We start from the raw sequence: 21,179 nt of genomic DNA, 5'->3' as shown, positions 1-21,179 counted from the left end.
GGGTACTCCCCGCCGTGGGTCTCCAACAACCGCAACGCCCGCGCACGGACCTCCGGATCGATCTTCTTAGGCATGTGCTCATCCTTCCTGACTCAGAAGGAAGCGGCATCAAACCTGGGGTGATTCAGTAGGCGTACTTACGCCACGTCGCGGCGGACAAACCACGAATCTCGTCGCTGTCGAACCACCGATTGATCCGCACATCCGCCAGTCCGTCAGGCCCTACGAAGAACGGTTGCCCGCCTCTCAATCTCGCAGACGCGCGATCGAGGACGTCGCGGTGACGAAGCACCACCGAGTCGACGTCGCCTTCGTCTGCCGGTGTCACCGATGAATGGAGGTGGAAGAAAACCCTCCACATCCCACGCGACTCGCCGCACTTCGATCCCACCACGTGCTCCATCGACACCTCTTCGCTTCGCTCCGATCGCCGCCGGCGAGCGCCGGCGCCGACGTGTCACCCGCCCGCCGCCGGAACGAGGAGGACGAGCAACACGCAGCTACAACAACACAGAGCTCGATAGAGAACCGTCGATGACGGCCAGGGTGCCGTCGGCGCGTCGGACCGCCGAGATGGCTTGCAGGACGCCGTGTGTGGCGACCGATTCGATGAATACCGGATCGCCGGTGATGTCGACGTTGTCGCGGACGTTGGCGGTGGTGTCGAGCTCGTGCGGGTCGGCGTCGACGAGCGTGTTGATGGTGGGCGGTGCGGTCTCTGCGATGGTCATCGGTGTGGCTCTCCCCGTCGTGTGCTGATGTGTTGTGATGTGCGGTGGGGAACCGGGCAGATACCAGCTGCCCGGTTCCCCACCGAAAACTCGTTCATTCCGTGAAGGTCAGGCGCGGCCGGTGCGGACGACCACGGCTTTCCAGGTGGGGTCCTCTCCCCCGGTGTGGTCGATGTCCACCCATTCCCCGATCACGTCGTAACCGGATTCGCGCAACAGCTGGGTCGCCTCGTCGGGTGTCCAGTCCATCGGCGCGTGTTCTTCGATGTCGGTGGCGATCAGGTACTCGACTTCGGTGTTGTTCCGTCGCAACGAAACTCCGAGACCGCATCCGGGTCGAGGGTCTGCGAGGGCTGTGGTGATTGCGGTGAGTTTCGATGTTTCTTCCATGCCTCAATACTACAGCGTTGCGCTGTATTGTCAAGGGCTGCAATGCTGTTCGTCGGTGAGACGTGTGCATCGCAGAACGACGTGAGCACCTGGGGCAGGGTGGTTCTGCAACGAAAACTGCCCTGCCACAACAGTGATGCTGTGACAGGGCAGGGCGGGTGCGGTCTCGTCGACCACGCGCTGCTGGGGGTTCAGGGCGCGTTTCGGGCCTCACCGGTAGAACGGACAGCGGTGAGCACGGCGACTACCGAAACACCGACTGCGACAACGGTAACCACAATCTTGATGATCCAGTGGACGATGTTGTGAGTGTCGGTGTAAAGGGTCCATGTGCTGATGGTCAACAGCGCGAGCCCGGTGACCAGTGCTGCGGTCACGAGACGGCTGGTGACGGGTGTGACATCGTTCGCGCGGGCCACGAGCACTAGTGGACTAGCGACGATGAGAATGCCTGCGGCAAGAAGCATCTGAAGTGTCTCCTGGGCGTGGGTCGAGTGTGTCAGTGCTCCCGGCCGTCGTTGTCGGCGCGGGCGATGATGTCGTCGGTCCAGATCTGATCGAGGAACGTCGGGATCCGCTCTCTGCGGATCCGGCGCAGGTATGCGATCGGCACGGCGCACGCGGTGGGAGCTGCCACGACGATGACGACTGCGGCGATCAAGGGCAGCGAACGGTCTGCGAGGGCTGCGACGATGACGTAGAACGCGCTGGCAATCCAATGGAATTGGGCCCTGCCGAAGTTCTTCGTCGACGACGGTCCGAGGGTGTAGCGGCGGTGGTAGAACATCGCCAGCACCAGATTGATCGCGGCGACCACGAAAGCGAGAGCGCTGAGAATGTCGATGAAACGGTCCATGTGAGGTGTCTCCTGTTCGGTCCGGCGTGCCACTGACCGGGGTCAGTGCTCGCGGCGGCCTCGGCGGTGAGCGAGCTCGGCGGCGGCGACGACATGGTTGATGCGCTCGATGGTGATGCGGTTGATGCGGCGCCGATAGGCGTGTATCCCCCAGGCGACGGCGGCCAGGGCGAGTGCGATCCCGACCAGGCCTAGGCCCGCGCCAGCAGGCCGCACGAGGTTGTACAGCGCGATGGTGAGGCCGGTGAAGCCGAGCACGAATTCGGACATCAGGAGAACGATGCGGCGGATGTCGCTGTAGTCGAATGCTGCTTCGGTGTAGTCGCCGACGTGTTCGTCGGTGTAGTCCGCGTTCAGCGCGGCGCGGGCGTGCTTGCGCCGCTGGGCGGCGGTGATGATGTTCATCGAAGACCTCCCGACCTGTTCAGAGCGCTTCATGGCCGAGACGGGCCGCTGCGCGGGCGTCGTTGGCGTCGAGCGCTTCCTGCACGGTGGCGCTCACACGTTGGTGAGCCCTGCCCGAATCCCGATCGAACCCTCGGACGTCAGCGATCACACTCAGCAGTCCGACCAGTGCGATAACGGTGCCGATTACTTTCGGACCGGCCTGGTCGGCGAAAACACCGGCGACTACGACTGCGGAACCGCCGATCACAAGAAGGGCGGCGATCAGACGGGTCGCCGTAGCCAGCTGCGCCTGGTAGGAGAGTTCGGCGCTGCGATATTCAGGTAGATGTTTCAGGTCGGCGAGAATGTCTCTCCGGGCGCGGTTGCGTCGCGCATGTGCGGACACGATATTCATGGTTCCCCCTGCGATTGGCGTCGTAGTGACAGAGATGGTGCCAGGTGGGTACGACAGAGACCAGCTCCTCGCACCCCGTGGCCGTACGCGTTCAGCGAGTCAGTTGCTTGCGTGTGGTGGTTTCTATCGCGGTCTTGGCTCGGGCGTAGATGCGGTCGGGGACGGTCATCAGACCGCCGGAGAGCCGCTGCACTGTTTCAATGGCGGATGCGCGTTCCCCTGCCGGGGCGGACTCGTCGAGAGCGAGATCGAGCGCGCTGCGGATGCGGCGCACAGTGCGTTTGCCGTCGTCGCTCTGCACGCCCATTCCGATGGCGCGAGCGTAGCTGTCTGCGGCCTTCCACGCTTTCTGCGCGGCATGCGCGGCGTCGGTGAAGGCCTGCACGCGCTCGCTGGTGGCGGGGCAGGTGTCGGTGTTCAGTGCGCCTGCGTCGGTGAAGGCGTTGATGAACGCGGCGGTGCGCGGCTGGTCGAGGTCGTCGAGCAGTGGCCGGGTGAAGATCGCGTACGGGTCGGCGAGGTACTCGGCGTATGCGTCCGCGACCTGGGCGTAGACGGTCTTGGCGGCGGCGAAATCGGCGGCCAGGGTCGCCTGCGCTGCGCGGCGGTCGAGGATGCGGTGGCGGGTACGCACCAGTAGGTAGAGTGCCAGCGCCGCGATCACGAGTGCACTGATCACGCCGCCGATCCAGACCAGGGGCGTCCAGTCCGTGGGTCCGCTCGGCGCTGCGGGCGTCGACACAGCCGCCGGCGCAGAGGTTGGGGCCGGGGTGGATGTGGCCGTCTCGGTGGCCTCAGGCGTCGTTGCCGTGTCGGGGTCGGATCCGGCGATCAAGAATCGGAGTCCGGCAGGCACGACCGCGAGACCGAGACCTCCGAAGAGCATCATCCCCGCCGTCCCCGTCCCCTCGCTGCGACCGAAGGATCGCTGGTACGCCAGCAGCCCTCCGCCGACGAGCATCGTCACCACACCCAGGGCGGTGCCTGCCCACGTGATGTAGGAGAAGACGGTCTCGAACTCCGCGGAGTAGGGAGGTTCGGCTCCGGCGCCGCTCGGGATCGGAGTCTGGGCGAGGACCGTGATGGTGTTCATGAGTGGGCCTTGGCCTTTCCTGGTGCGTGGATTTCGGTGGTTGCGGGAGGTGTTGCGCGCTCGCTGATTTCAACGCCGCTGTGCTCGTGGGCGACGCTGCGGGCGATGTCGTAGCCGCCCCAGGGGGATCGGCCCGGTACCGAGCGCAGGCCGGGTGCGGTGCGGGTGGTGATGACGGGCCAGCCGGGCGGGCGCTCCCCGATCTTCTGCCGGGTCTTACGCTCCCAGGCAGCAGGCTTGTCCCACGGTGGCGGTGCGACCGCGTTGCTCAGGTCATCCAGCCAGCCGGGGTGCGCATGATCGAGTGCGGCGTTCACGGCGTCGTTCTCGCCGCCGACATCGCCTGACTCCCAGGCACAACCGGTGCACGCGCCGCGATAGAGCAGTCCGCCGACACACTGGCAGTGGGTGTCGTCGCGGTGGCGGTCACAGGTGCAGCGCAGGTCTGCCGTCAACACGGTCGGCTGGCAGGTGTGGGTGCGTGTCCTCGGTGCGGTCGTCTCGACGAGCCAGGCGTGGGAGTCGCAGATCGACCGGAAGTGCCCCCAGCGCTTGGTCCAGGCATCGAATTCAGCGGTTCGCGCGTCGATGCCGCGTGTGGTGCTGGCGAACAGGACCGGGATTCCGTGGAGGCGTTCCTGGCGGTCGTTCTCGTCGGCTTCGAGGTCGGCGAGCGAGTCGAAGATGTCGAGCTGGCCTGCGATGTCGCTCATGCCCTGCCGCCGATCCTCGGCGAGCGGGGCATCGACTGCACCGCCAGCAGCAGTCGAAGATCCTCGCCGTCGACGGTGACCGGCCAGAAGCCGCTGTACCAGGCGTGGGGCTCGTCGACGAGGACCAGCGCTTCGAGGCCTCCGCCGGGCAGGGTCCGGTATTCGACGATGTCGACAACGGTGCCGCTGTACTGGTGATCGGTCGAGATCAGTTTCATACCAATGCCTTTCATCGCTCTGGGTGCGGGGGATGCGCCGAGGACAGCGGCGTCGACGAGGGCGGTCATCAGAGAACCTCCACGGTGTAGGTGACGCGGTAACCGGCGTCGAATGTGTATGCCGTGACGCCGTAGCGGGCGTCGGGGAGCTGGCGGAGCCAGGCGTGCTCGCTACAGGCGTACTCGTAGGCATGTTGGTCGGTGCGAACTCGTTCGCAGAGCAGGCTTCTCCCGCTCGGTTCGATGCCCCTCTCCGACCACGGGAGACCGTCCGGGGCGGGGTAGAAACCGGTCTCGAGCGACAGTGGCATGGTCACCTCGGCCAGCGCTTTGAGCTCGCGGTAGATGCGGACCAGGACGACGCCGGGTGCGGCGGTGGTCAGGGTGACCGGGTCGATGTCCAGAGCGAGGTCTGCCGGCGCTCCTACGTGCACGTCGATGGTGCGGGTGATGACGAGCATCGTCGTCTCCTCCTCAAGTCGGCCTCGACAATGTTTCTTGTGTATCTAAATGGTGTGAGGTCGAACTCGCACGTCCCCGCGCTGCTGCGGTGGCAGCGGAACGAAACCGAGTTCGCCTGTGAGACTCGGGCGGTCTAGCTGTTGACGAGTTGGCTGACGCGTTGGTGTGCGACACCGAGGAGGGAGCCGATGTCGCGGACGGGCACGTCGGCGGCGACAAGCTCCTTGGCGAACTGAGCCATTTCCGCTTGCACGCGTGCTTCTTCTTCGCTCAGACGGGCGCGGTGATCACGGAGGGTGCGGACTCGTTGGGCGAGGTCCTCTCCCCCGGCGACCAGTTCGATACGTTGTTCGATCGCGACGTCCGCGAGGGCGACTCCGGTTTCGAGGGCGATGAGTTCACGCGCCATGGTCGGTATGTCGTCGATCCTGCGGGCCTGGGTGAGGGCATCGAGTTCGGGGATGGCAATCATCCACCACTTGCCGTCTCGGGTCACCTTGACCTTGTATGTCGTGCTCACTGCTGCGCCTCCTTCATGGCCGCCAGAATCTTCCGGTACACGCCCGGGGAGATCCGCCGGTGCCCGTCCGGCACAGTCACTTTGACCACGCCGTCGGACGAAACCCACGTGGTATGCGATCCGACTGTGCGCGCCGGGGAGAATCCGGCCGCTTTCAGCTCTTTGACCACTTTCCGTGTGGGCTGCTCCGTAACCATGAGAATAGTCTATCTCACTAGCCATATTCAAGGCAAGTTAACTAGACAAATTCGATTCAGGTCGTGTCGGGGTGGGCGTCGACGGTGTTGGGCTGGTGGGAGACACTGGATACATCTCCGCTTCGAAAGGACCGTTCATGTCGGAGTTCGTCGACGATGCCGGTGCGCTGAGCGAAGCCGGCCCCGGCGCTGCGGGTAGCTCGTGGGCGCGTACTCGACACAGTTTCTCGTGTACCGACCAGGTGTGGGGGGATGCAAAGGCTGCGTGGAGTTCGGTGCGGCGTGAGTATCTCGCGTGGACGCAGTGGCTGGAGGCGGCCTTGACGCTCAAAGCGGCGGCGGTGCGCGCCGAGCTCGGTCGAAGTGTGCTCGATCCCGCTCCGGAGAGGTTGCCGACCGGACGACGGGTAGCCGCCGATGCACCGACGGGACGGTCGCGGCGGGCGTTCACCTGCTCCCCCGAGGTGTGGGCGCAGGCGCGGGCGGCGTGGTGGACACAGGAAGAGTCGTACCCGGCGTGGTCGGACTGGGTCGAGGAGGCAATCGTCGAGATGACCGCTCGCACCACCGATCGGTAACCCGCTCCCTCGTACTGGCTGCTCAGGACCGTAGCTGACGGGTGGGGTTCTCCGCGCGCGGCCGCAGATGAAAGTAGTCGTGCCACTGCTGCGCGGCTTGCCTGCTTATCCCGAGAATTGTTCCGATCTTGGCCCACGAGACCTGCTGCTCCCGCAGCCGTGTGACGATCGCGAATCGGTCCGCGAGCAGCGTCGATGCCAGGAACGCATTCACCTCCAGGGCGTCGAGATCCGACAAAGCGTCCTCGACGCGCTGGTCAGCGCTCCGCTTCATCTCCGGGCCGTCGCGATACTGCTTCTCGACCGCCATATCGGCAAGGGCCAGATCCCGCAATGCAGCCTTGTAGTCGGTGTACAGCGACATCAATTCCGGCGCTTCGATGTACTCACTGGATTCCATAACGTCAACATATCTTGACACCATTTTTGCGTCAAGACATCTTGACAATCTGTGGGCGGTCTACTGGTTTCTTGCTCATGTCCGCTTCGTGGATACGAACCCGTCAGTGGCGACGGAGCACGCACACGCGCATGATCGGGTTGCGAGTCGCCCTCGCCTCGACCGCTGTACGGCGAGCCGCAACAGTGAGCAGCGCTATTGATCGACGGGCATGAGGTCTTCGGCGCGCATGTAGAAGGGGTGGACGCCGGGGCCGTAGTCTTCGTTTTCGACGGTGACCAGGCCGCCGCCGTGAATTGTGCGCACCACGACGATCGTTCCGCTGGTGGCCACGCGGTAGCGGTCGCCGATGTTCATATCGCCCCCCTGTGCAGGTAGCGCCGTTTTTGGAGGTTCAGTGTCCCCCTACCGGCGTAGATGGCTCAGCGGAGCGGGGTGATCGCGGTGCTGGGTACCCATTGGCCGTGAATCTCCAGGTGGCCTTGGCCGTTTCCGGTGGGCACGGTGAAGTCGACGCATCCGAGCCAGCCGCCGGTCGTCCTGTTAACTGCACCTGATTCGGGTCTGTGGATGTAGTCTTCGAGCTTCTGACGCAACGGGGGTGGCGTGTAGTGGACGTTTGTCGGCGGGGTTTGGCGGAGGGGCGGATCGGGCTCTCAAAGGCGGGGGCTCTGAGACGGTCAGAGGTGCCGACGGTACTGCCGTACACGGTGTGGTTCGGAGATCTGGAGGTCGAGCCGATCTCGGCGTATCTCACCAGTCTGATCATCTCCGATGTCAGCGCCTTGACGATTCGATCGTATGGGCACGACTTACTTCGTTGGTGGCGTCTTCTTTCGATGGTCGAAGTGCCATGGGACCGAGCTGCCCGCGCAGAAATCGAGTTGATGGTGAGTTGGATGCGAACGGCTGACAACCCTCAACGTCGACGCTCGAACTTGTCTGCCCCGCAAGCGGGTTCGGTGAACATCAAGACCGGGAAGCCGCTGCTCCGGGCCGGTTATGCAGCATCGACGATCAATCATGCTGTCACCGTGGTCGCCGGCTTCTACGACTATCACCGCTGCCACGGCCAAGGGCCGTTGATCAATCCGGTACCCGCATCTGGAGACCGCGCACGGCCGGGTCAGCGTGCGGCTTTCGACGGCCGCCCGCACCATCGCCGAGGCCCGCTGCGCCAACGTCAACCGGTGCGTGCACCCAGGTCGATTCCCGATGCGCGCTGGTCCGAACTGGTCGGGGCGCTGACCCATGACCGTGACCGGGCTTTGTTCGAATGCGCGGTCGCCTCCGGTGCGAGGGCGAGCGAACTGTTGGGCGTACGCGGTGAACACGTCGATTGGGGCGAGCGACGGTTGTGGGTCACGACCAAGGGCACCAGGGAAGTCGAAGCAGTGCCCGCGTCGTCGACAGCGTTGGAGCTGCTTGCTCGCTACTTCGATCATTCGGGTACACCTCGACCGGACGAACCGATCTGGCGGACTCTGCGCGGCGACCCGCGCCCGCTCAGCTACTGGGCGTTGCGCCGGGTGATGCAGCGCGCCAACCATCAGTTGGCGACGAACTGGACATTTCACGACATTCGCCATACCGCCGCAGCGAGGATGGCCGGCGACCCGGAATTGACGTTGCCCGAGGTGCAATCTGTGATGCGTCACCGACATCTCACGACCACCGAGCTCTACCTGACTCCTCGAATCGAGGAGCTTCATGACAGAGTGCAAGAACACTTTTCGAGACCACGCCCAGTCAAGACTTTTGCAGCTGGATATTCTGCCGACGACATCGCGGCGGTGTTCGGTGAATAGCTCCCGCACAGACCGGCGCCCGCTGGGTCGGCTGGCAATCCCGAGTACTCCCCGTCAGACCAGGTATGTCCGCCCGACGGTCGTTCCTGCTGCCGCAACCCCGCGAGTGATGCACCGCTTCGGTGATCTGAGCTGCGCTCCGTTCGAGGACCTGGTGGCTGCGACGCGAACGGCGTGGCCCGAGCCGGCGCACCGTCACTACATGCGCAAGCGAGGCCTGCGTCTGTTGACCGAGTACCTCGGCAAGTATCCCGGTGTGACGTGGCAGCACCGTTGGGAGGCAAGTGAACTCAACACCCGGTGCATATCTCCAGTAGATCTGACCGACAACGTCAACGAACGCGCGAGCCTCGGTCAAGCACTCGGCGCGCTCTACGCCTTGCGGGTCATCCGGCCGACCCTGCCGGCATTCCTGGCCGGCCACCTGAAGAAGTTCGTCGACGACGTCCTCTCGGTCGAGGACGACCCTCTCCTCGACGCTTATGTCGCCTCGGTGCGCTCCGCGGACGTTACCCAGGCATTCAAAACCGCGGCGATCGCCGACGTATGCATCGCACTGATCGTGCAAGGAATCCACTTCAACGACCTGACTCCAGAGGCCTTCCTGCATCACGCGATGCAAGTCCGGCAAACCAGAAGCCGCAGCGGCCTGCACCTGAACAAGTACATCGGCCACCTTGCCTGGCAGACCCTGTGCAGCTGCGGGCACTTCCCGGCCCACACACCACCGACGCTGCGGGGAGCCCTACGATCCCCGCAGCTCACCACCACAGAAATGGTCGACCGACACGGTGCGATCGACCCCGACGTCCGACAGATGTTCATCGACTACCTCGACCGGCGATCGAACGACGTCAAATACTCCACCCTCAACGTCATCGCGACCAACCTCGTCAAGTCCTTCTGGAAATCACTTGTAACGATCAACCCCGGACAAGCCGATCTGAGGGTCAGCGACGAGCACTATCGCCAATGGCGAGCCACCGCGAACGTTCGTGAAGACGGCACACCGCGGTCGAGCCCATGGGTGGTCCTGAGCATGGTCCAAGCGCTCTACTACGACATCCAAGCCTGGGCGGTCAACGAGCCGCAACAGTGGGCGCGGTGGTCAGCCCCGTGCCCGATCACCCGCACCGAAATGCGTTCACACGCGGCACACAAAAGGCGATCACGCGAACAAACACACGGTGAGATCCGAACTCGCCAGCCACTCCTTCCGGTGCTGGTCGAGCACGTCAATGGCCGCTACGAGCACTGGCGTGGACTCCTCGAACGCGCCTCGGCGACCGAAGACAAGGGCACGTTCGTCTACGACGGTGACACCTTCACCCGTGTGATCACTCGAGGTGACGCACAGCTGATCCGCGAGAACCGGTCGCCCCGGGTGCACGTGCTCCCGCCCGGACGAAGCAAGGTTCTCGACGTCGGCCGACAAGAGGATGCCGCATTCTGGACGTGGGCGATCGTGGAAACGTTGCGGTTCAGCGGAATCCGGATCGAAGAACTCACCGAGCTGTCGCAGTTGAGCGTGCGCCAGTACCAACGACCCAACGGTGAAGTTATCGCGCTACTGGTCATTGCGCCGTCGAAGACCGACCGCGAACGTGTGATCCCGATGTCGGCGGAGCTGTTTCACGTCATCGCGTGCGTCGTCCGCCGAATCGGCGCCGGCGGCAACACGGTGCCGCTGGCCACCCGATACGACGACTACGAACGCACCACCAGCGATCCACAACCGTTTCTGTTCCAACGCAACATCGGTCAACGAATCGAAGCGATGACCCCGAAGTCCATCGGCGTGCGACTACGTCATGTCTGCGAGCGGCTCGCCGAGACCGACCCACGATTCGCCGACGCCCACTTTCGCCCCCACGACTTCCGGCGCTTGTTCGCAACGGACCTGGTCAACAATGGACTGCCGATCCATATCGGTGCCGCACTCCTCGGGCATCTCGATCTCAACACCACACGCGGTTACGTCGCGGTCTTCGAGGAAGACGTCACCCGCCACTACCAAGCCCACCTCGAGCGACGCCGAGCGCTCAGACCGCAGGACGAGTACAAACCGGTCACCGCAGAGGAATGGACCGAGTTCGAAACCCACTTCGACAAGCGGAAAATCGAACTCGGCTCCTGTGGCCGCCCTTACGCCACCCCCTGCAGCCACGAGCACGCCTGCATCCGTTGTCCCATGTTGCATGTCGACCCGAAGATGGTGATACGACTGACCGCGATCGAAAACGATCTCGAACAGCGTCGGGCACGCGCCCTCGCCGAGAACTGGCTCGGAGAAGTCGAAGGCCTCGACCTCACCCTCACCTTTCTCCGCGCCAAACGCGACGAGGTCGAACGCACCCGAAGGCGGACGACATCGCTGGGGCTACCAACATTGCCCGCCAACAAACACTGAACTGAGCCGCGACGACACACTTGCGTCAGAAACGCTTCGAGCGGTGATGAGCCATCCTCGTTACCCCTGGGGGGTATCTGTTGCTATCGTCGGGGCATGCGATCAACGACCATGCACTGGCGGGGCTTCACCCCGCCGGTAGTGGTGCTGGTCGTTGTGACCGCGCTCGGGGTGCTGCTCATGCATTCGGTGACCGCCCCGATCGGGCGCGGCGCCGAACACGCCGCCATGTCGACGACGCCGACAGCGATCACGGGTAGCGAGTCCGTGCCGGTTGCTTTCGGCGAGCACGACTGCCCTACCGGCCACCAGATGATGCATCCCTGCATAGGAACGGTGACGTCCTGGCCGGCGTTGACCGTCCCGATCACCGATCTCGGTGCCGAGGCCGTTCAGAGCACGATGGACCGCATCGGACGCCGCGCCGATTCGGCGCTCGAACGTGCACCGCCGTGGACATTGTGGGAGCTCGATCGTTCGGTGATCTTGCGAGTGTGACAGGAAGCCCGAGACACAGCTGTCTCGGCGGATCGCAGTACATCCCCACTTCCCGAATCAATTTCACTTGCAAGGAGTTCGATATGCGTTCCACCAAGATCGCGGCCTCGGTCGCCGCGGCCGCCATCAGCGCTGCCCTGATCGCCGGCTGTAGCGACGACTCGTCGTCGACATCGATGGAGGGCCACTCGATGGGCTCGTCCTCGGCACCGGCTACCGAATCGACGACCGCCGAGTCCGAGTCGTCGGCCCAGTTCAACGATGCCGACGTGATGTTCGCGCAGATGATGTATCCGCATCATGCGCAGGCCGTCGAGATGGCCGACCTGGTGCAAGGCCGGACGTCCAATCCTGATGTGATTGCGCTCGCCGGTGCGATCGCGGCGGCGCAACAGCCGGAGATGGATCAGCTCTCGGCGTGGCTGTCGGAATGGGGACAGCCCGCTCCATCGACGGACATGGGATCGATGGATCATTTCGGTGACGGTTCGATGGACGGGATGATGACCCCGCAGGACATGGCCGCTCTCGAGGCGGCCTCAGGGGCCGATTTCGATCGGCAGTGGCTGACGATGATGACCGAACACCACACCGGCGCAGTCGACATGGCGGAAACCGAAATCGCCGACGGGTCCAATCCTGATGCGATCGCCATGGCCCGCGACATCGTCGAGGCCCAGCAGGTGGAGATCTCGCAGATGCAGCAACTCCTCGGCTGAACAATGACGTCACCACCGTTTCGCTGAGGCTGACGACACGCAGTTGTGCTCCGCAGCTTTCGATGGCGCGGAGCACAACCCGTGCCGGCTCATCCCGCCAGGACCGAGAGCTTCTGCGAGACCCGGTGTGTCAGTCCTCGACGGCCGCTCGCTGGGGACCGGCTCGCGTCGATGTGGTGTCCGACTGCTGGGGCGCCGGCGAGGATGCCGGGACGACCGACCCCGGTGCCAGGCCCAGTCGCCGCAGAGCATTCACGGGGAGAGACTGCTCACCTGATGCCGGTGTGACACCCGTGCAGTTCCACCGAGCATCGCATCACCATGGGCAGAACGGTTACATCGACGGCATCATGCCCATACACATCATCAGCACGTCCATCATGTTCATCCCCATTTTCCTCACCTCCTTCTCGGATCCGGCGGCGCGGCGGCAGCGTCCGATTAACGGTTGGTCCGACCTCGAACGTCGCCGGAGGTGGGGAAGCGGGGAGCGAGCTTCCGACCTTGTAGGACCCGGGCTTTAAGGTCAAGCACTTCAGTCAGGCGACTCAGTTGTAGGCGTGTACTCATGTTGGCGTCCTGCGCGGCGCGTCCGTCAGGTGCGCGCAGTGTGCAGCTTGAGCTGTACGGCGTGGTCGTAGTCGTCGTCGATCAGCGTCACGGTGCGGTGTTCGCGGTCGAGCAGTGAGGCCGCGATCGACGCTCGGTAGCCGGAGGCGCAGTGCACCCACACGTCGCCGTCGGGGACCTCTGCAAGTCGGTGCGGCAGTTCGTGAAGGGGGATATTCACTGCACCGGGGATATGGCCGTCCGCGTACTCGGACTGTTGACGTGTGTCGAGCACAGTGATGTCGGAGTCGGTTGCAGCAAGTCCGGCGAAGTCGGACACCTCGTAGGACCGCACGTGTCCGTCGCCGGCGAGTGAGTGAATCTCACCGACAGCCGAACCGGAGGGGCGGTCGATTCCGATGCGCGCCAACTCCCTGGTGGCATCGTCGATTTGGTCGGAGGTGTCACCGATCAATGTCAGCGGCGCACCCCACTGGTAAAGCCATCCGAGATAGGTCACGAACGTCGTCGACAGCTCGAAACCGAGGGAACCGTCGAGATGTCCGGCCGCGAAAGCGGTTCGTGCGCGCAGGTCGACGACCCACTGTCCGTCGTCGATGCGCCTGCGTAGTTCGTCGGGATCGACAGGCTCCGGGGTGGACAGATCGATCGGGGCCGGACCTTCGGTGTTGATGACGCCCATGTGGGCGTAGTACGCGGGGTAGGCCGACAATCCCGCGATCAACTCGTCGACGTACGTCTGCTCGTCCTGAGTCAGCGCGGGATTGGACTGCTGCTGTTCACCGATGGTCGACGAGTCGCCGCTGGTGGGTGTGGCGGAGCAGAAGCTACCGAACCCGTGGGTGGGGTAGACCTCGACATCAGCGGGGAGTTCCGCGGCGATTCGACGGACCGAATGGAACTGCGCGTGGGTGAGCTCGTCGGTGTGCTCGGAGCCGAGCAGGTCGGTGCGGCCGGTGGATCCGTACAGCATCGAGCCACCGGTGAAAATCGCAATCGGTTCGTCGCCCAGGCGCAGCACGTAACTGACGTGATGATGTGTATGGCCCGGGGTGTGCATCACCTGAAATGTCGCCGATCCCGCGTCGACGACATCACCGTCGCCGACCGCTCGCCGTTCGTATTCGACCGGGTCGCCCTCGGGGACAACGTATTCGGCTCCGGTGGCGCGTGCGAGTTCGAGTCCGCCGGTGACGTAGTCGTTGTGAATGTGGGTTTCGAGTACATGGGTGATCGCGGCGTTCTTCTCCGCGGCCAGTGCCAGGACGCGGTCGATGTCACGTTGGGGATCGATCACGACGGCGATGCCGTCGTGGCTGATCAGGTAGCTGCGGTCGCCGAGGCTCGACGTCTCGATAATTGCGATGTCTGGATCGGTGGTGCTCACGGCGTACTCCTACGGTGCAGTCGGGTCGGCCTCGTTTCTGACGTGAAATGTCGTTCAGGCCAGTGCGAGGAAGAGCTTTTCCAGTTCTGCTTCGGTCATGGGCTCTTTGTTGTCTGCGGTGTCGCCGGTCATGCATTCACGAAGGCCGGTGGCCACGATCTTGAATCCGGCTTTGTCGAGGGCGCGGGAGACGGCGGCGAGTTGAGTGACGACGTCTTTGCAGTCGCGTCCGTTCTCGATCATGCCGATCACTCCGGCGAGTTGGCCGTGTGCGCGGCGCAGACGGTTGAGTACCAATGCGATGCTGTCTTCGTCGCCGATCATTGCGGTCTCCTGAGGGTGTGTGATGGTGGCAGTCGTTCCAGATTACCCCCGGGGGCATCGGTTCGGTGTGTGCATTCGGTCATGACAGAACGAGGGTGTCGACAACTACGTAGCCCGCGACGGCGAACACCAGGTAGGCGAACCACGTGCGCAGCTTGTCGGTGTCGATGCGTGTGCTCAGTTTTCCGGCGACCAGCGAGCCTGCGATCGCAGCACCGGCGAACGCGGCTGTCAGTGCCCAGTTTCCGCCGAGCCCGTCGGCCTGAGCGATCAGTCCGGCGGCGGAGTTGGCGACGATGACCACCAGCGACGTTCCGACAGCGACACTCATCTCGATTCCCAGCAACAGCACCAGAGCGGGGATGATCAGAAATCCTCCGCCGACGCCGAACAGTCCGGTGAGGACACCGACCCCGAACCCGGTCGGTAAGGACCGTGGTGCGCATCGTCGCCAGTCGATCCCGGAATTTCCTGTCTTGCAGGCAGTTCCGACATCGTCGGTGCTGCGCAGCATCCGCGCGCCGGCGATGATCATGACTATCGCGAAGCCGATCATCACTGCGGCCTCGGGCAGATGCCTGCCCAGGGTGCTGCCGACCAGGGTGCCGACGATGCCGGTGGCGGCGAAGATCGCAGCCAGTCGCCACTCGACGAGCTTCGCCCGCACCTTGGGGATGGCCCCGGTCGCCGAGGCGACACCGATCACCAGCAACGATGTCGGTATCGCCTCCGACAGGTCCATTCCGAGGGCGTAGACCAGAACCGGGACGGCGAGGATCGACCCGCCGCCTCCGAGGAGACCGAGCAGGATGCCGACGGCGACGCCGAGGACCAGGGCCAGCGTCAGGAACATCAGCTGTGGGCTGTGTCCTGGCCACCGAGTGCGTCGATAGCGGCCTGGAGCTTGGTGGTGGCCTCGGCTGCGACATCGGACAGGGCGGGTTCGCCGGTCGCTTGGACCATGATGTCGGGGTTCATCGCTTCGACGATGACCGATCCGGATGTGGCGGTGTCGGCGCGGACGACGACATTGCACGGCAACAGCAAGCCGACCTCGCGCATGACTCCGACGGCGCGGTGCGCGAGGGTGGGATTGCAGGCACCGAGGATCAGATACTGCTCCATGTCCTCACCGAGTTTGGCCTTCAACGTGGCCTGCATGTCGATTTCGGTGAGAACACCGAAACCCTGATCTGCGAGGGCGGCTTTGACGGCGTCGACTGCGGTGTCGAAGTCGGTATCGGTCAGGGTGATCGAGAGTGCGATGTTCATGAGGAAAGTTCCTTTCGGTCGTCGAACTGCGGTGATGCGTGCCTACCCGGTCAGGGGACGGCGAAGACTCGGCACGCCAACCCTGGTGAGAAGCGCGCTGGCCGGGCACCAGCCGACCGCTGCGTAAAGGGCGAGGTTCGCGGCAGCGAACGCGCTGAGCAGTCGCCACTGCGGTGCGTGGAGTTCGCCGAGGGCCAGGCCGGTGGCGGTGACGCCGGCAGCGAGGGCGGGGACGATACGTTCGATCGGCCATCCCGCGAACGAGTGGGTGGTGTTCGGGTCGGTCATGATTGCTCCGTCTCGGTGCGGCTGAGGGTGTCAGTGCGAGAAGCTGATCGACGGCAGCACCTTGCGTAGCCAAGCCGGTGACCACCATGCGACGTGACCGCTCAGACGCAGCAGGACCGGCAGCAGGACCAGTCTGATCAGGAATGCGTCGAGCAGTACCGCGACACCGAGAATGATGCCCATTTCTTTCGGTGGGAGCGGATCGGAGAGTGCGAAGGTGAAGAACACTGCGACCATGACCGCGGCGGCGGCGAAGATGACCCGCCCGGAGTGGGCGAGCCCGTCGACCTGAGCGGCTTTCGGGTCCCCGGTCTTCTCGTAGTGTTCTTTCGCGGTGGCGAGCAGGAACACGGTGTAGTCCATGGCGATCGCGAAGATCATCGCGAAGAAGAACACCGGTCCCCAGCCGTCGAGGAAGCCTTGGGGGGTGAAGCCGAGCAGTGATGCACCATGCCCGTCCTGGAAGATCAGCTTCGCGACCCCGAACGCTGCTGCGGTCGAGAGCAGACTGACTGCGGTGCCGAGGATCGCGATCAGGGGTGCCTGCAGAGCGACGAGCAGCAGAACGAACCCGAGCGCCAGAATGATGCCGATGACCAGCGGCAGGTAGTCGTTCAGTGCTTGCTGCAGATCGAGGTTCTCCGCGGGTGCACCGCCGACCAACGCCGACTCGGGGAGTTCGGCGCGCAAGTCACCGAGGATCGTTCCCATTCTTTCGTCGGAGGGGTCCACGGTAGGAAGCGCCTGTAGCAGTGAGTAATTCGAGCCGTCCGCGGCAGGCTGGGGCGGAGTGACCATCGAGATCCCGTCGACGGTCGTGGCTGCCGTGGCCGTCGCGGCGGCATCGGAAGAGGGGACGACGATCTGCAGTGCGCCGGGTGCGCCGTCACCGAACTGGGCCTGGACGAGCTGGTAGCCCTGCCGGACCGGTGCATCTTCTGGGACAACGGCGATCGAGGGCATCGCAACTTTCAGTCCGAGGACCGGAAGAGCCAGCGCGATGAGGACGCCGACGGAGACCAGCGCGAACGGCCAGGGGTGCTTGTGCAGCAGTTCGCCCCACGCCGCGAACTTCGGGGAGCGATGCTGCTGACGCTTGGCGTAGGGCAGGGAGGCGGCGTTGACCTTGGAGCCGAGCGCACCCAGGGTTGCGGGGAGCAGGGTCATGGTGGCGATCAGCACGAACGTGACGGCGAGCATGATGCCGACGGCCATGGTGCGCACCGCCGGTGCGGGAACGAGCAGGACGGCCGAGAGGCTCACCAGGACCGTCAGACCGGACAGGACCACAGCTTTGCCTGCGGTATCCATGGTTTCGGCGACCGCGGCACGTGGATCGGCGTTGCGCAGTGCGTCGCGGAACCTGGCGACGATGAACAGGGCGTAGTCGATTCCGAGGGCGAGGGCGAACATCATCGCGAAGTTCATCGCCCACACCGAGATCGGCGTGACGCCGTTGAGCAGAACGAGTCCGCCTGCGGATGCGACCAGGCCGGCAACGGTGAGTAGCAGCGGCAGACCTGCCGCGACGAGGGAGCCGAACGCGAGCACCATGATCGCCAAAGTGACCGGCCAGGAGAACAATTCGGCTTGGATCATGGCATCGTGGTTGGCTTTGTTGAAGTCCGACCACAGTGCGGAGGATCCGGTCGGGTAGACCTCGATGCCGTCACCGGACAGTGCGGTCAGCTCGCCTTTCACCTCGTCGACGGCTTTGACCATGTCGTCGGTACTCGCGTTTGCGCCGGCGATCAGGATGCCGGTGTGACCGTCGGGACTGATCGTCATGCCCGGCTGGGGGGCGATGACCTCACCGAACCGAGTGTCACCGTCGAATACGGCCGCGACGTCGGTGAGTGTCTGCTGCATCGTTGCGTCTTCGATCGTGGCGGTGTCGGAGTGAACGACCACCTGCACTGCTGCAGAGGAATTGCCGCCGAAATGCTGCTGGGCGAGCTCGCGGACCTGGACGGATTCGGATCCGTTGGCCTGCCAGCCGGCCCCGGCCAAGGATGAGAACACCGATGGCGCAGCCGATCCCAGGGCAATGAGGGCGATCAACCAGATGCCGAACACCCACCGGCGGCGCGTGACCATCGTGCTTCCCAGGCGCCCTAGTGCGCCGGGTGCCGGTGGCCGATGGCGGTCGTGGCGGCCGATGGCCGCCGCGGTAGCGGGCTTGGTCACAATTGCTTCTCCTAATACGGGTGGGGGTATTCAGAAGTGTTGAAGACGCCCAGAGATTCCTGCGAAACGCAGTGGAGTGCTGTTGGGGTGAGGTCAGCGACGAAACAGGGAACGAAAGACGTTGTCGCGTGTAGCTGGGGCGGGTGACTCCATAGAGCAGGAGCACTGCTGCGACCGCGCAACGTTCTTCATGACGCTGTCGACATGCCGACCGCAGCCAGCCCAGGTGGTCTTACCGCATGCTGGGCACGGGACGGGGTAGCACATGGCGGTCCTTTCTGGCGGGCACATCCCTACTGTGACATATACCTAGGGGGGTATGCAAGTACCCGCAGGGGTATGCAAGAAGGAGTGGACCGGAGTCGATCGGTGGACGGCAAGTGGTCTGCTGGATCCAACGCGAGGCTGTGCTGGGGCCGCAGAAGGCGTTTGATGGTCGCCAGTCTGCGAATGCGGTTGTCCCTCGGGGGTTGATGCTCCACGCACACGCGAGATGCGACGCTATCGCCCGCGAGTTTCTGCGAACCCGAGCAGTTGCACCATTATTCCACTTCGCCCGGATCAGTGATGAAAAAGCATTCGGTGATGCTGATCGGGCAGGCCGAACTCCGAGAGCTCGGCGTCGGATTCCAACACCGTCTCCACCATGCGCACTGCTCGCTTCCGGAACTCCGGCGGGTACTGACGTGGCATAGCTCCATCCTCCTACAAAGAACGGAACAAAACCTGGGGTACTTCATCGGTGCGAGTCAGGCGAAACGGTCAACCACGACCGAGCAGCAAAAGAGTGTTTCGACCCGCACGGACGCCGTCAGTAGCGCATACGCCGACGACCTCGGCTGAAGACATCTCGTGCGCCGCGGGCTGTTGACTAGTGCAGAGAAGATAGTCGCGCCCAACCTCGTAGTGTCCCTTGCGTTTTCATATCCGTTGCTAGTCCTTCGCTGCGCACGCGGAGAGGTATGCCGTCACGGAAGGAGGTGTTCGTTGGTGCGGGTAGGGCCAGCGCGACGGATACGAGGACTTGCTGCGGCGGGTCGACGACGCGCCGGGTCGGCGGGTCGAAGGTGACGGGCCAGCGCGGGAACAGTTCGTTCTCGGATGTGTTGTCGTGCAATGTCATTGCGCTGCCGCCAGGATTCGTCGGTCGGCGCGGCGATCAGCTGCTGCACCGGCGTCGGCGGGTGTCCAGTGCAGGCCTGTGCGATCGCCGTAGGTGGGTGCGGTGAGGGTGTAGCGGCCGGTGCGTGGCTGGACGGCGCGGCCACCGATGGTGGTGTCGATGGTGATCGACCGCAGCCTGCCTCTCCCCTGTTCGATGCCGCCGTATTCGACGGTGCGGGAGTCGATGGTGAGGTCGATGCCGGGCATCCGCCCGTCTGTCGTGATCAGGACGGCCGCGTGCGATCTGGTTCGGGCGAGGAGTGCGCGGCTGCGGGTGGGTGGGATGTCGCGGCCGCCGAGGGTGGTCACGACAACGTCGACGCCGTCGAGACAAATATTGGCGACTTGAGACTGTCACCACCACCGGCAATGACGGCGACTTTGCGCAGGTCACCGCCGTGTTCGTGGACGGCGAGCAGTCCGAATCTGGGTTGGCCGATGATCGCGACGTGATGGCCGGCCGCGGACGCGGCGGCGACGACGCCGACGAGGACGGATCCTGCACCGGTCACATTCAGGGCTGTTCCGCGGGTTATAGAGCCGTGTGGGAGCAGTTCGGCCAATGGCAGGGGCACGGGAATGGTGCGAAGCGTTTTCGCGCTCCGCGCGGCGACTGGCGGTTCGTCGACGACCAGGCGCGGCCCGGCAGGGACTGACGCGACGGCGGGCTCTCGGAGGCCTCGACGGCATGCCGCGTCGGAGTGAGGTCGGTGGGTGCGTGGTCGAGGCGGGCGGGGATGGCGGCCATGCGGCGGCGGAGCGCGTCGAGTTGTGCGGTTTTGTCGAGCCCGGTCAGGTCGGGCATCGGGGCGGTGGCCATGCGAATCGACCTTTCGCCGGCGGGGGTGGAGACTCTTCACATCGTACTAGAACATATGTTCGATTCGTAACGATGCAGCTCTTGCCTGTTTTCCGAACGCGGCTGCAGGCCTGGCGGTGTCCGCCGTCGAGCGATCGCCGGTTCCGCTCGGTTGCCTGCATATCCGGTCATTCGTGTGAATGATGCGCGTTCATTTATTCGAATGATGGGGGGGTTCGTTCGTTCGAATGAACGGGACGGGCCGTAGACGATCGAGAGCCGCAGACCTCTGCTGGGTCTGCGGCTCTCGGTGTGTGTCGGGGACGGTGTCCGCCAGTGCGCCTCTCGGCATGTGGCCGCTCGTAGCGGCTGTTCTGGGGTGGTACCCGGGGCAGTGGGTCGAACACCGTCGCACTGGTCAACGGGGCATGGGGCGGAGGTATTCCGCGGGCCGGCTTTGGTGGGTGTGAGTTGAGCCGCTCGACATCGACGTTCGGGCCCCGCCCGGTGTGGGCGGGGCCGGATCGGTCAGGCGGTGCGGTGTCGGTCGAGGTGGTGTTGCCAGATCTCGTCCGGTAGCCGCGCTGGTGCGGTGTGGAAGTCGGCGTGGTGGATGGCGGCGTGGAGTGCGCCGAGGTTGTGGGTGGCTGCGGTGGCGCCGCGGTTTGAATCACCCCAGGTTCTGTGCCGCCTCCAGTTGGGGCTGATCCTCGGTTCCGAAGCCAGCGTAGTAGAGAGTTTCGTACTCGATCGGGGGCATATGCCCGATGCTCGAGTGGAGACGTCGAGCGTT

Annotated in this window: 29 protein-coding genes; 5 read left to right on the top strand and 24 right to left on the bottom strand. The window is 64.3% G+C overall.

Translation table 11 applies throughout. From position 1 onward, the window contains the following. Positions 1-124: 124 nt before the first annotated feature. From HQ354_RS25020 to HQ354_RS24960, 13 genes are all read right to left on the bottom strand, one after another. The gene (locus HQ354_RS25020) at positions 125-328 is read right to left on the bottom strand and encodes a hypothetical protein (RefSeq protein ID WP_222635879.1); all 204 of its coding nucleotides are present in this window, start codon (positions 326-328) and stop codon (positions 125-127) included. Between the two features lie 172 nt (positions 329-500). After that, positions 501-731, bottom strand: coding sequence for a hypothetical protein (locus HQ354_RS25015; RefSeq protein WP_222635878.1), 231 nt, complete (start codon positions 729-731; stop codon positions 501-503). Between the two features lie 108 nt (positions 732-839). Then, positions 840-1,121, bottom strand: coding sequence for a hypothetical protein (locus tag HQ354_RS25010; protein WP_222635877.1), 282 nt, complete (start codon positions 1,119-1,121; stop codon positions 840-842). 191 nt (positions 1,122-1,312) lie between these two features. Continuing rightward, positions 1,313-1,540, bottom strand: coding sequence for a hypothetical protein (locus HQ354_RS25005; protein ID WP_222635876.1), 228 nt, complete (start codon positions 1,538-1,540; stop codon positions 1,313-1,315). An 80-nt stretch (positions 1,541-1,620) separates the two neighbouring features. Continuing rightward, on the bottom strand, positions 1,621-1,977 hold the full coding sequence (locus tag HQ354_RS25000; RefSeq protein WP_222635875.1) for a hypothetical protein: 357 nt from the start codon (positions 1,975-1,977) through the stop codon (positions 1,621-1,623). Positions 1,978-2,019: 42 nt separating this feature from the next. Then, positions 2,020-2,382: a hypothetical protein gene (locus HQ354_RS24995; protein ID WP_222635874.1), complete on the bottom strand. Its 363-nt coding sequence runs from the start codon at positions 2,380-2,382 to the stop codon at positions 2,020-2,022. Positions 2,383-2,401: 19 nt separating this feature from the next. Then, on the bottom strand, positions 2,402-2,770 hold the full coding sequence (locus tag HQ354_RS24990) for a hypothetical protein (protein ID WP_222635873.1): 369 nt from the start codon (positions 2,768-2,770) through the stop codon (positions 2,402-2,404). 100 nt (positions 2,771-2,870) lie between these two features. Further along, on the bottom strand, positions 2,871-3,872 hold the full coding sequence (locus tag HQ354_RS24985; RefSeq protein WP_222635872.1) for a hypothetical protein: 1,002 nt from the start codon (positions 3,870-3,872) through the stop codon (positions 2,871-2,873). Then, positions 3,869-4,585 carry a DUF6349 family protein gene (locus tag HQ354_RS24980; RefSeq protein WP_222635871.1) on the bottom strand — a complete coding sequence of 239 codons (717 nt, stop codon included), beginning with the start codon at positions 4,583-4,585 and terminating at the stop codon, positions 3,869-3,871. The genes HQ354_RS24985 and HQ354_RS24980 overlap by 4 nt, the downstream gene beginning before the upstream one ends. Next, complete coding sequence (locus tag HQ354_RS24975) at positions 4,582-4,872, bottom strand: hypothetical protein (protein WP_222635870.1); 291 nt, start codon at positions 4,870-4,872, stop codon at positions 4,582-4,584. Before HQ354_RS24975 ends, HQ354_RS24980 begins: the two co-directional genes overlap by 4 nt. Then, the gene (locus tag HQ354_RS24970) at positions 4,872-5,264 is read right to left on the bottom strand and encodes a hypothetical protein (protein WP_222635869.1); all 393 of its coding nucleotides are present in this window, start codon (positions 5,262-5,264) and stop codon (positions 4,872-4,874) included. The genes HQ354_RS24975 and HQ354_RS24970 overlap by 1 nt, the downstream gene beginning before the upstream one ends. Positions 5,265-5,398: 134 nt before the next feature. Further along, positions 5,399-5,785 (bottom strand): HicB family toxin-antitoxin system, encoded by a 387-nt coding sequence (locus HQ354_RS24965; protein ID WP_308115304.1) that lies wholly within the window; start codon positions 5,783-5,785, stop codon positions 5,399-5,401. Continuing rightward, complete coding sequence (locus HQ354_RS24960) at positions 5,782-5,982, bottom strand: type II toxin-antitoxin system HicA family toxin (RefSeq protein ID WP_222635868.1); 201 nt, start codon at positions 5,980-5,982, stop codon at positions 5,782-5,784. Before HQ354_RS24960 ends, HQ354_RS24965 begins: the two co-directional genes overlap by 4 nt. Positions 5,983-6,119: 137 nt before the next feature. Here HQ354_RS24960 and HQ354_RS24955 point away from each other — a divergent pair, with 137 nt between their 5' ends. Further along, a complete protein-coding gene (locus HQ354_RS24955) occupies positions 6,120-6,560 on the top strand; it encodes a hypothetical protein (RefSeq protein ID WP_222635867.1) in 441 nt (146 codons plus the stop codon). A gap of 22 nt (positions 6,561-6,582) precedes the next feature. Here the strand turns inward: HQ354_RS24955 and HQ354_RS24950 are convergent, their stop codons facing one another. Both HQ354_RS24950 and HQ354_RS24945 read right to left on the bottom strand, forming a co-directional pair. After that, on the bottom strand, positions 6,583-6,960 hold the full coding sequence (locus HQ354_RS24950) for a hypothetical protein (protein ID WP_222635866.1): 378 nt from the start codon (positions 6,958-6,960) through the stop codon (positions 6,583-6,585). A gap of 195 nt (positions 6,961-7,155) precedes the next feature. Continuing rightward, complete coding sequence (locus HQ354_RS24945; protein ID WP_222635865.1) at positions 7,156-7,317, bottom strand: hypothetical protein; 162 nt, start codon at positions 7,315-7,317, stop codon at positions 7,156-7,158. Between the two features lie 605 nt (positions 7,318-7,922). On the opposite strand from HQ354_RS24945, the gene HQ354_RS24940 reads away from it, so the two are divergent. The 4 genes from HQ354_RS24940 to HQ354_RS24925 all read left to right on the top strand — a co-directional run bounded on the left by HQ354_RS24940 (position 7,923) and on the right by HQ354_RS24925 (position 12,395). Then, a complete protein-coding gene (locus HQ354_RS24940) occupies positions 7,923-8,768 on the top strand; it encodes a site-specific integrase (RefSeq protein ID WP_222635864.1) in 846 nt (281 codons plus the stop codon). Between the two features lie 202 nt (positions 8,769-8,970). Then, positions 8,971-11,178, top strand: coding sequence for a site-specific integrase (locus HQ354_RS24935; RefSeq protein WP_222635863.1), 2,208 nt, complete (start codon positions 8,971-8,973; stop codon positions 11,176-11,178). 96 nt (positions 11,179-11,274) lie between these two features. Then, on the top strand, positions 11,275-11,676 hold the full coding sequence (locus tag HQ354_RS24930; RefSeq protein WP_261769093.1) for a DUF6153 family protein: 402 nt from the start codon (positions 11,275-11,277) through the stop codon (positions 11,674-11,676). A gap of 83 nt (positions 11,677-11,759) precedes the next feature. Then, positions 11,760-12,395 (top strand): DUF305 domain-containing protein, encoded by a 636-nt coding sequence (locus tag HQ354_RS24925; RefSeq protein ID WP_222635862.1) that lies wholly within the window; start codon positions 11,760-11,762, stop codon positions 12,393-12,395. Between the two features lie 595 nt (positions 12,396-12,990). On the opposite strand, the gene HQ354_RS24920 is transcribed toward HQ354_RS24925, so the two are convergent. From HQ354_RS24920 to HQ354_RS25815, 9 genes are all read right to left on the bottom strand, one after another. Next, a complete protein-coding gene (locus HQ354_RS24920; RefSeq protein WP_222635861.1) occupies positions 12,991-14,352 on the bottom strand; it encodes a rhodanese-like domain-containing protein in 1,362 nt (453 codons plus the stop codon). A gap of 54 nt (positions 14,353-14,406) precedes the next feature. Then, positions 14,407-14,676, bottom strand: coding sequence for a metal-sensitive transcriptional regulator (locus HQ354_RS24915; RefSeq protein ID WP_027494148.1), 270 nt, complete (start codon positions 14,674-14,676; stop codon positions 14,407-14,409). A 79-nt stretch (positions 14,677-14,755) separates the two neighbouring features. Next, on the bottom strand, positions 14,756-15,529 hold the full coding sequence (locus HQ354_RS24910; protein WP_222635860.1) for a sulfite exporter TauE/SafE family protein: 774 nt from the start codon (positions 15,527-15,529) through the stop codon (positions 14,756-14,758). Next, the gene (locus HQ354_RS24905) at positions 15,529-15,948 is read right to left on the bottom strand and encodes a DUF302 domain-containing protein (RefSeq protein WP_222635859.1); all 420 of its coding nucleotides are present in this window, start codon (positions 15,946-15,948) and stop codon (positions 15,529-15,531) included. Before HQ354_RS24905 ends, HQ354_RS24910 begins: the two co-directional genes overlap by 1 nt. Positions 15,949-15,990: 42 nt before the next feature. Further along, entirely contained in the window at positions 15,991-16,236 is a 246-nt protein-coding gene (locus tag HQ354_RS24900) for a YgaP-like transmembrane domain (RefSeq protein ID WP_068426891.1), read from the bottom strand. A 30-nt stretch (positions 16,237-16,266) separates the two neighbouring features. Further along, the gene (locus tag HQ354_RS24895; RefSeq protein ID WP_261769095.1) at positions 16,267-18,333 is read right to left on the bottom strand and encodes an MMPL family transporter; all 2,067 of its coding nucleotides are present in this window, start codon (positions 18,331-18,333) and stop codon (positions 16,267-16,269) included. A gap of 651 nt (positions 18,334-18,984) precedes the next feature. After that, a complete protein-coding gene (locus HQ354_RS25825; protein ID WP_261769092.1) occupies positions 18,985-19,116 on the bottom strand; it encodes a hypothetical protein in 132 nt (43 codons plus the stop codon). Positions 19,117-19,542: 426 nt separating this feature from the next. Next, positions 19,543-19,896: a hypothetical protein gene (locus HQ354_RS25820; RefSeq protein WP_254303526.1), complete on the bottom strand. Its 354-nt coding sequence runs from the start codon at positions 19,894-19,896 to the stop codon at positions 19,543-19,545. Continuing rightward, the gene (locus HQ354_RS25815; protein ID WP_254303527.1) at positions 19,893-20,099 is read right to left on the bottom strand and encodes a hypothetical protein; all 207 of its coding nucleotides are present in this window, start codon (positions 20,097-20,099) and stop codon (positions 19,893-19,895) included. Before HQ354_RS25815 ends, HQ354_RS25820 begins: the two co-directional genes overlap by 4 nt. Positions 20,100-21,179: the final 1,080 nt, after the last annotated feature.

The sequence above is a fragment of the Rhodococcus sp. BP-261 genome (assembly GCF_019835205.1).
In the GTDB taxonomy this organism is placed as follows: Bacteria; Actinomycetota; Actinomycetes; order Mycobacteriales; family Mycobacteriaceae; genus Rhodococcoides; species Rhodococcoides kyotonensis_B.
Note: the sequence above shows the minus strand (reverse complement) of the source record. Positions and strands in the feature narration are given on the sequence as shown.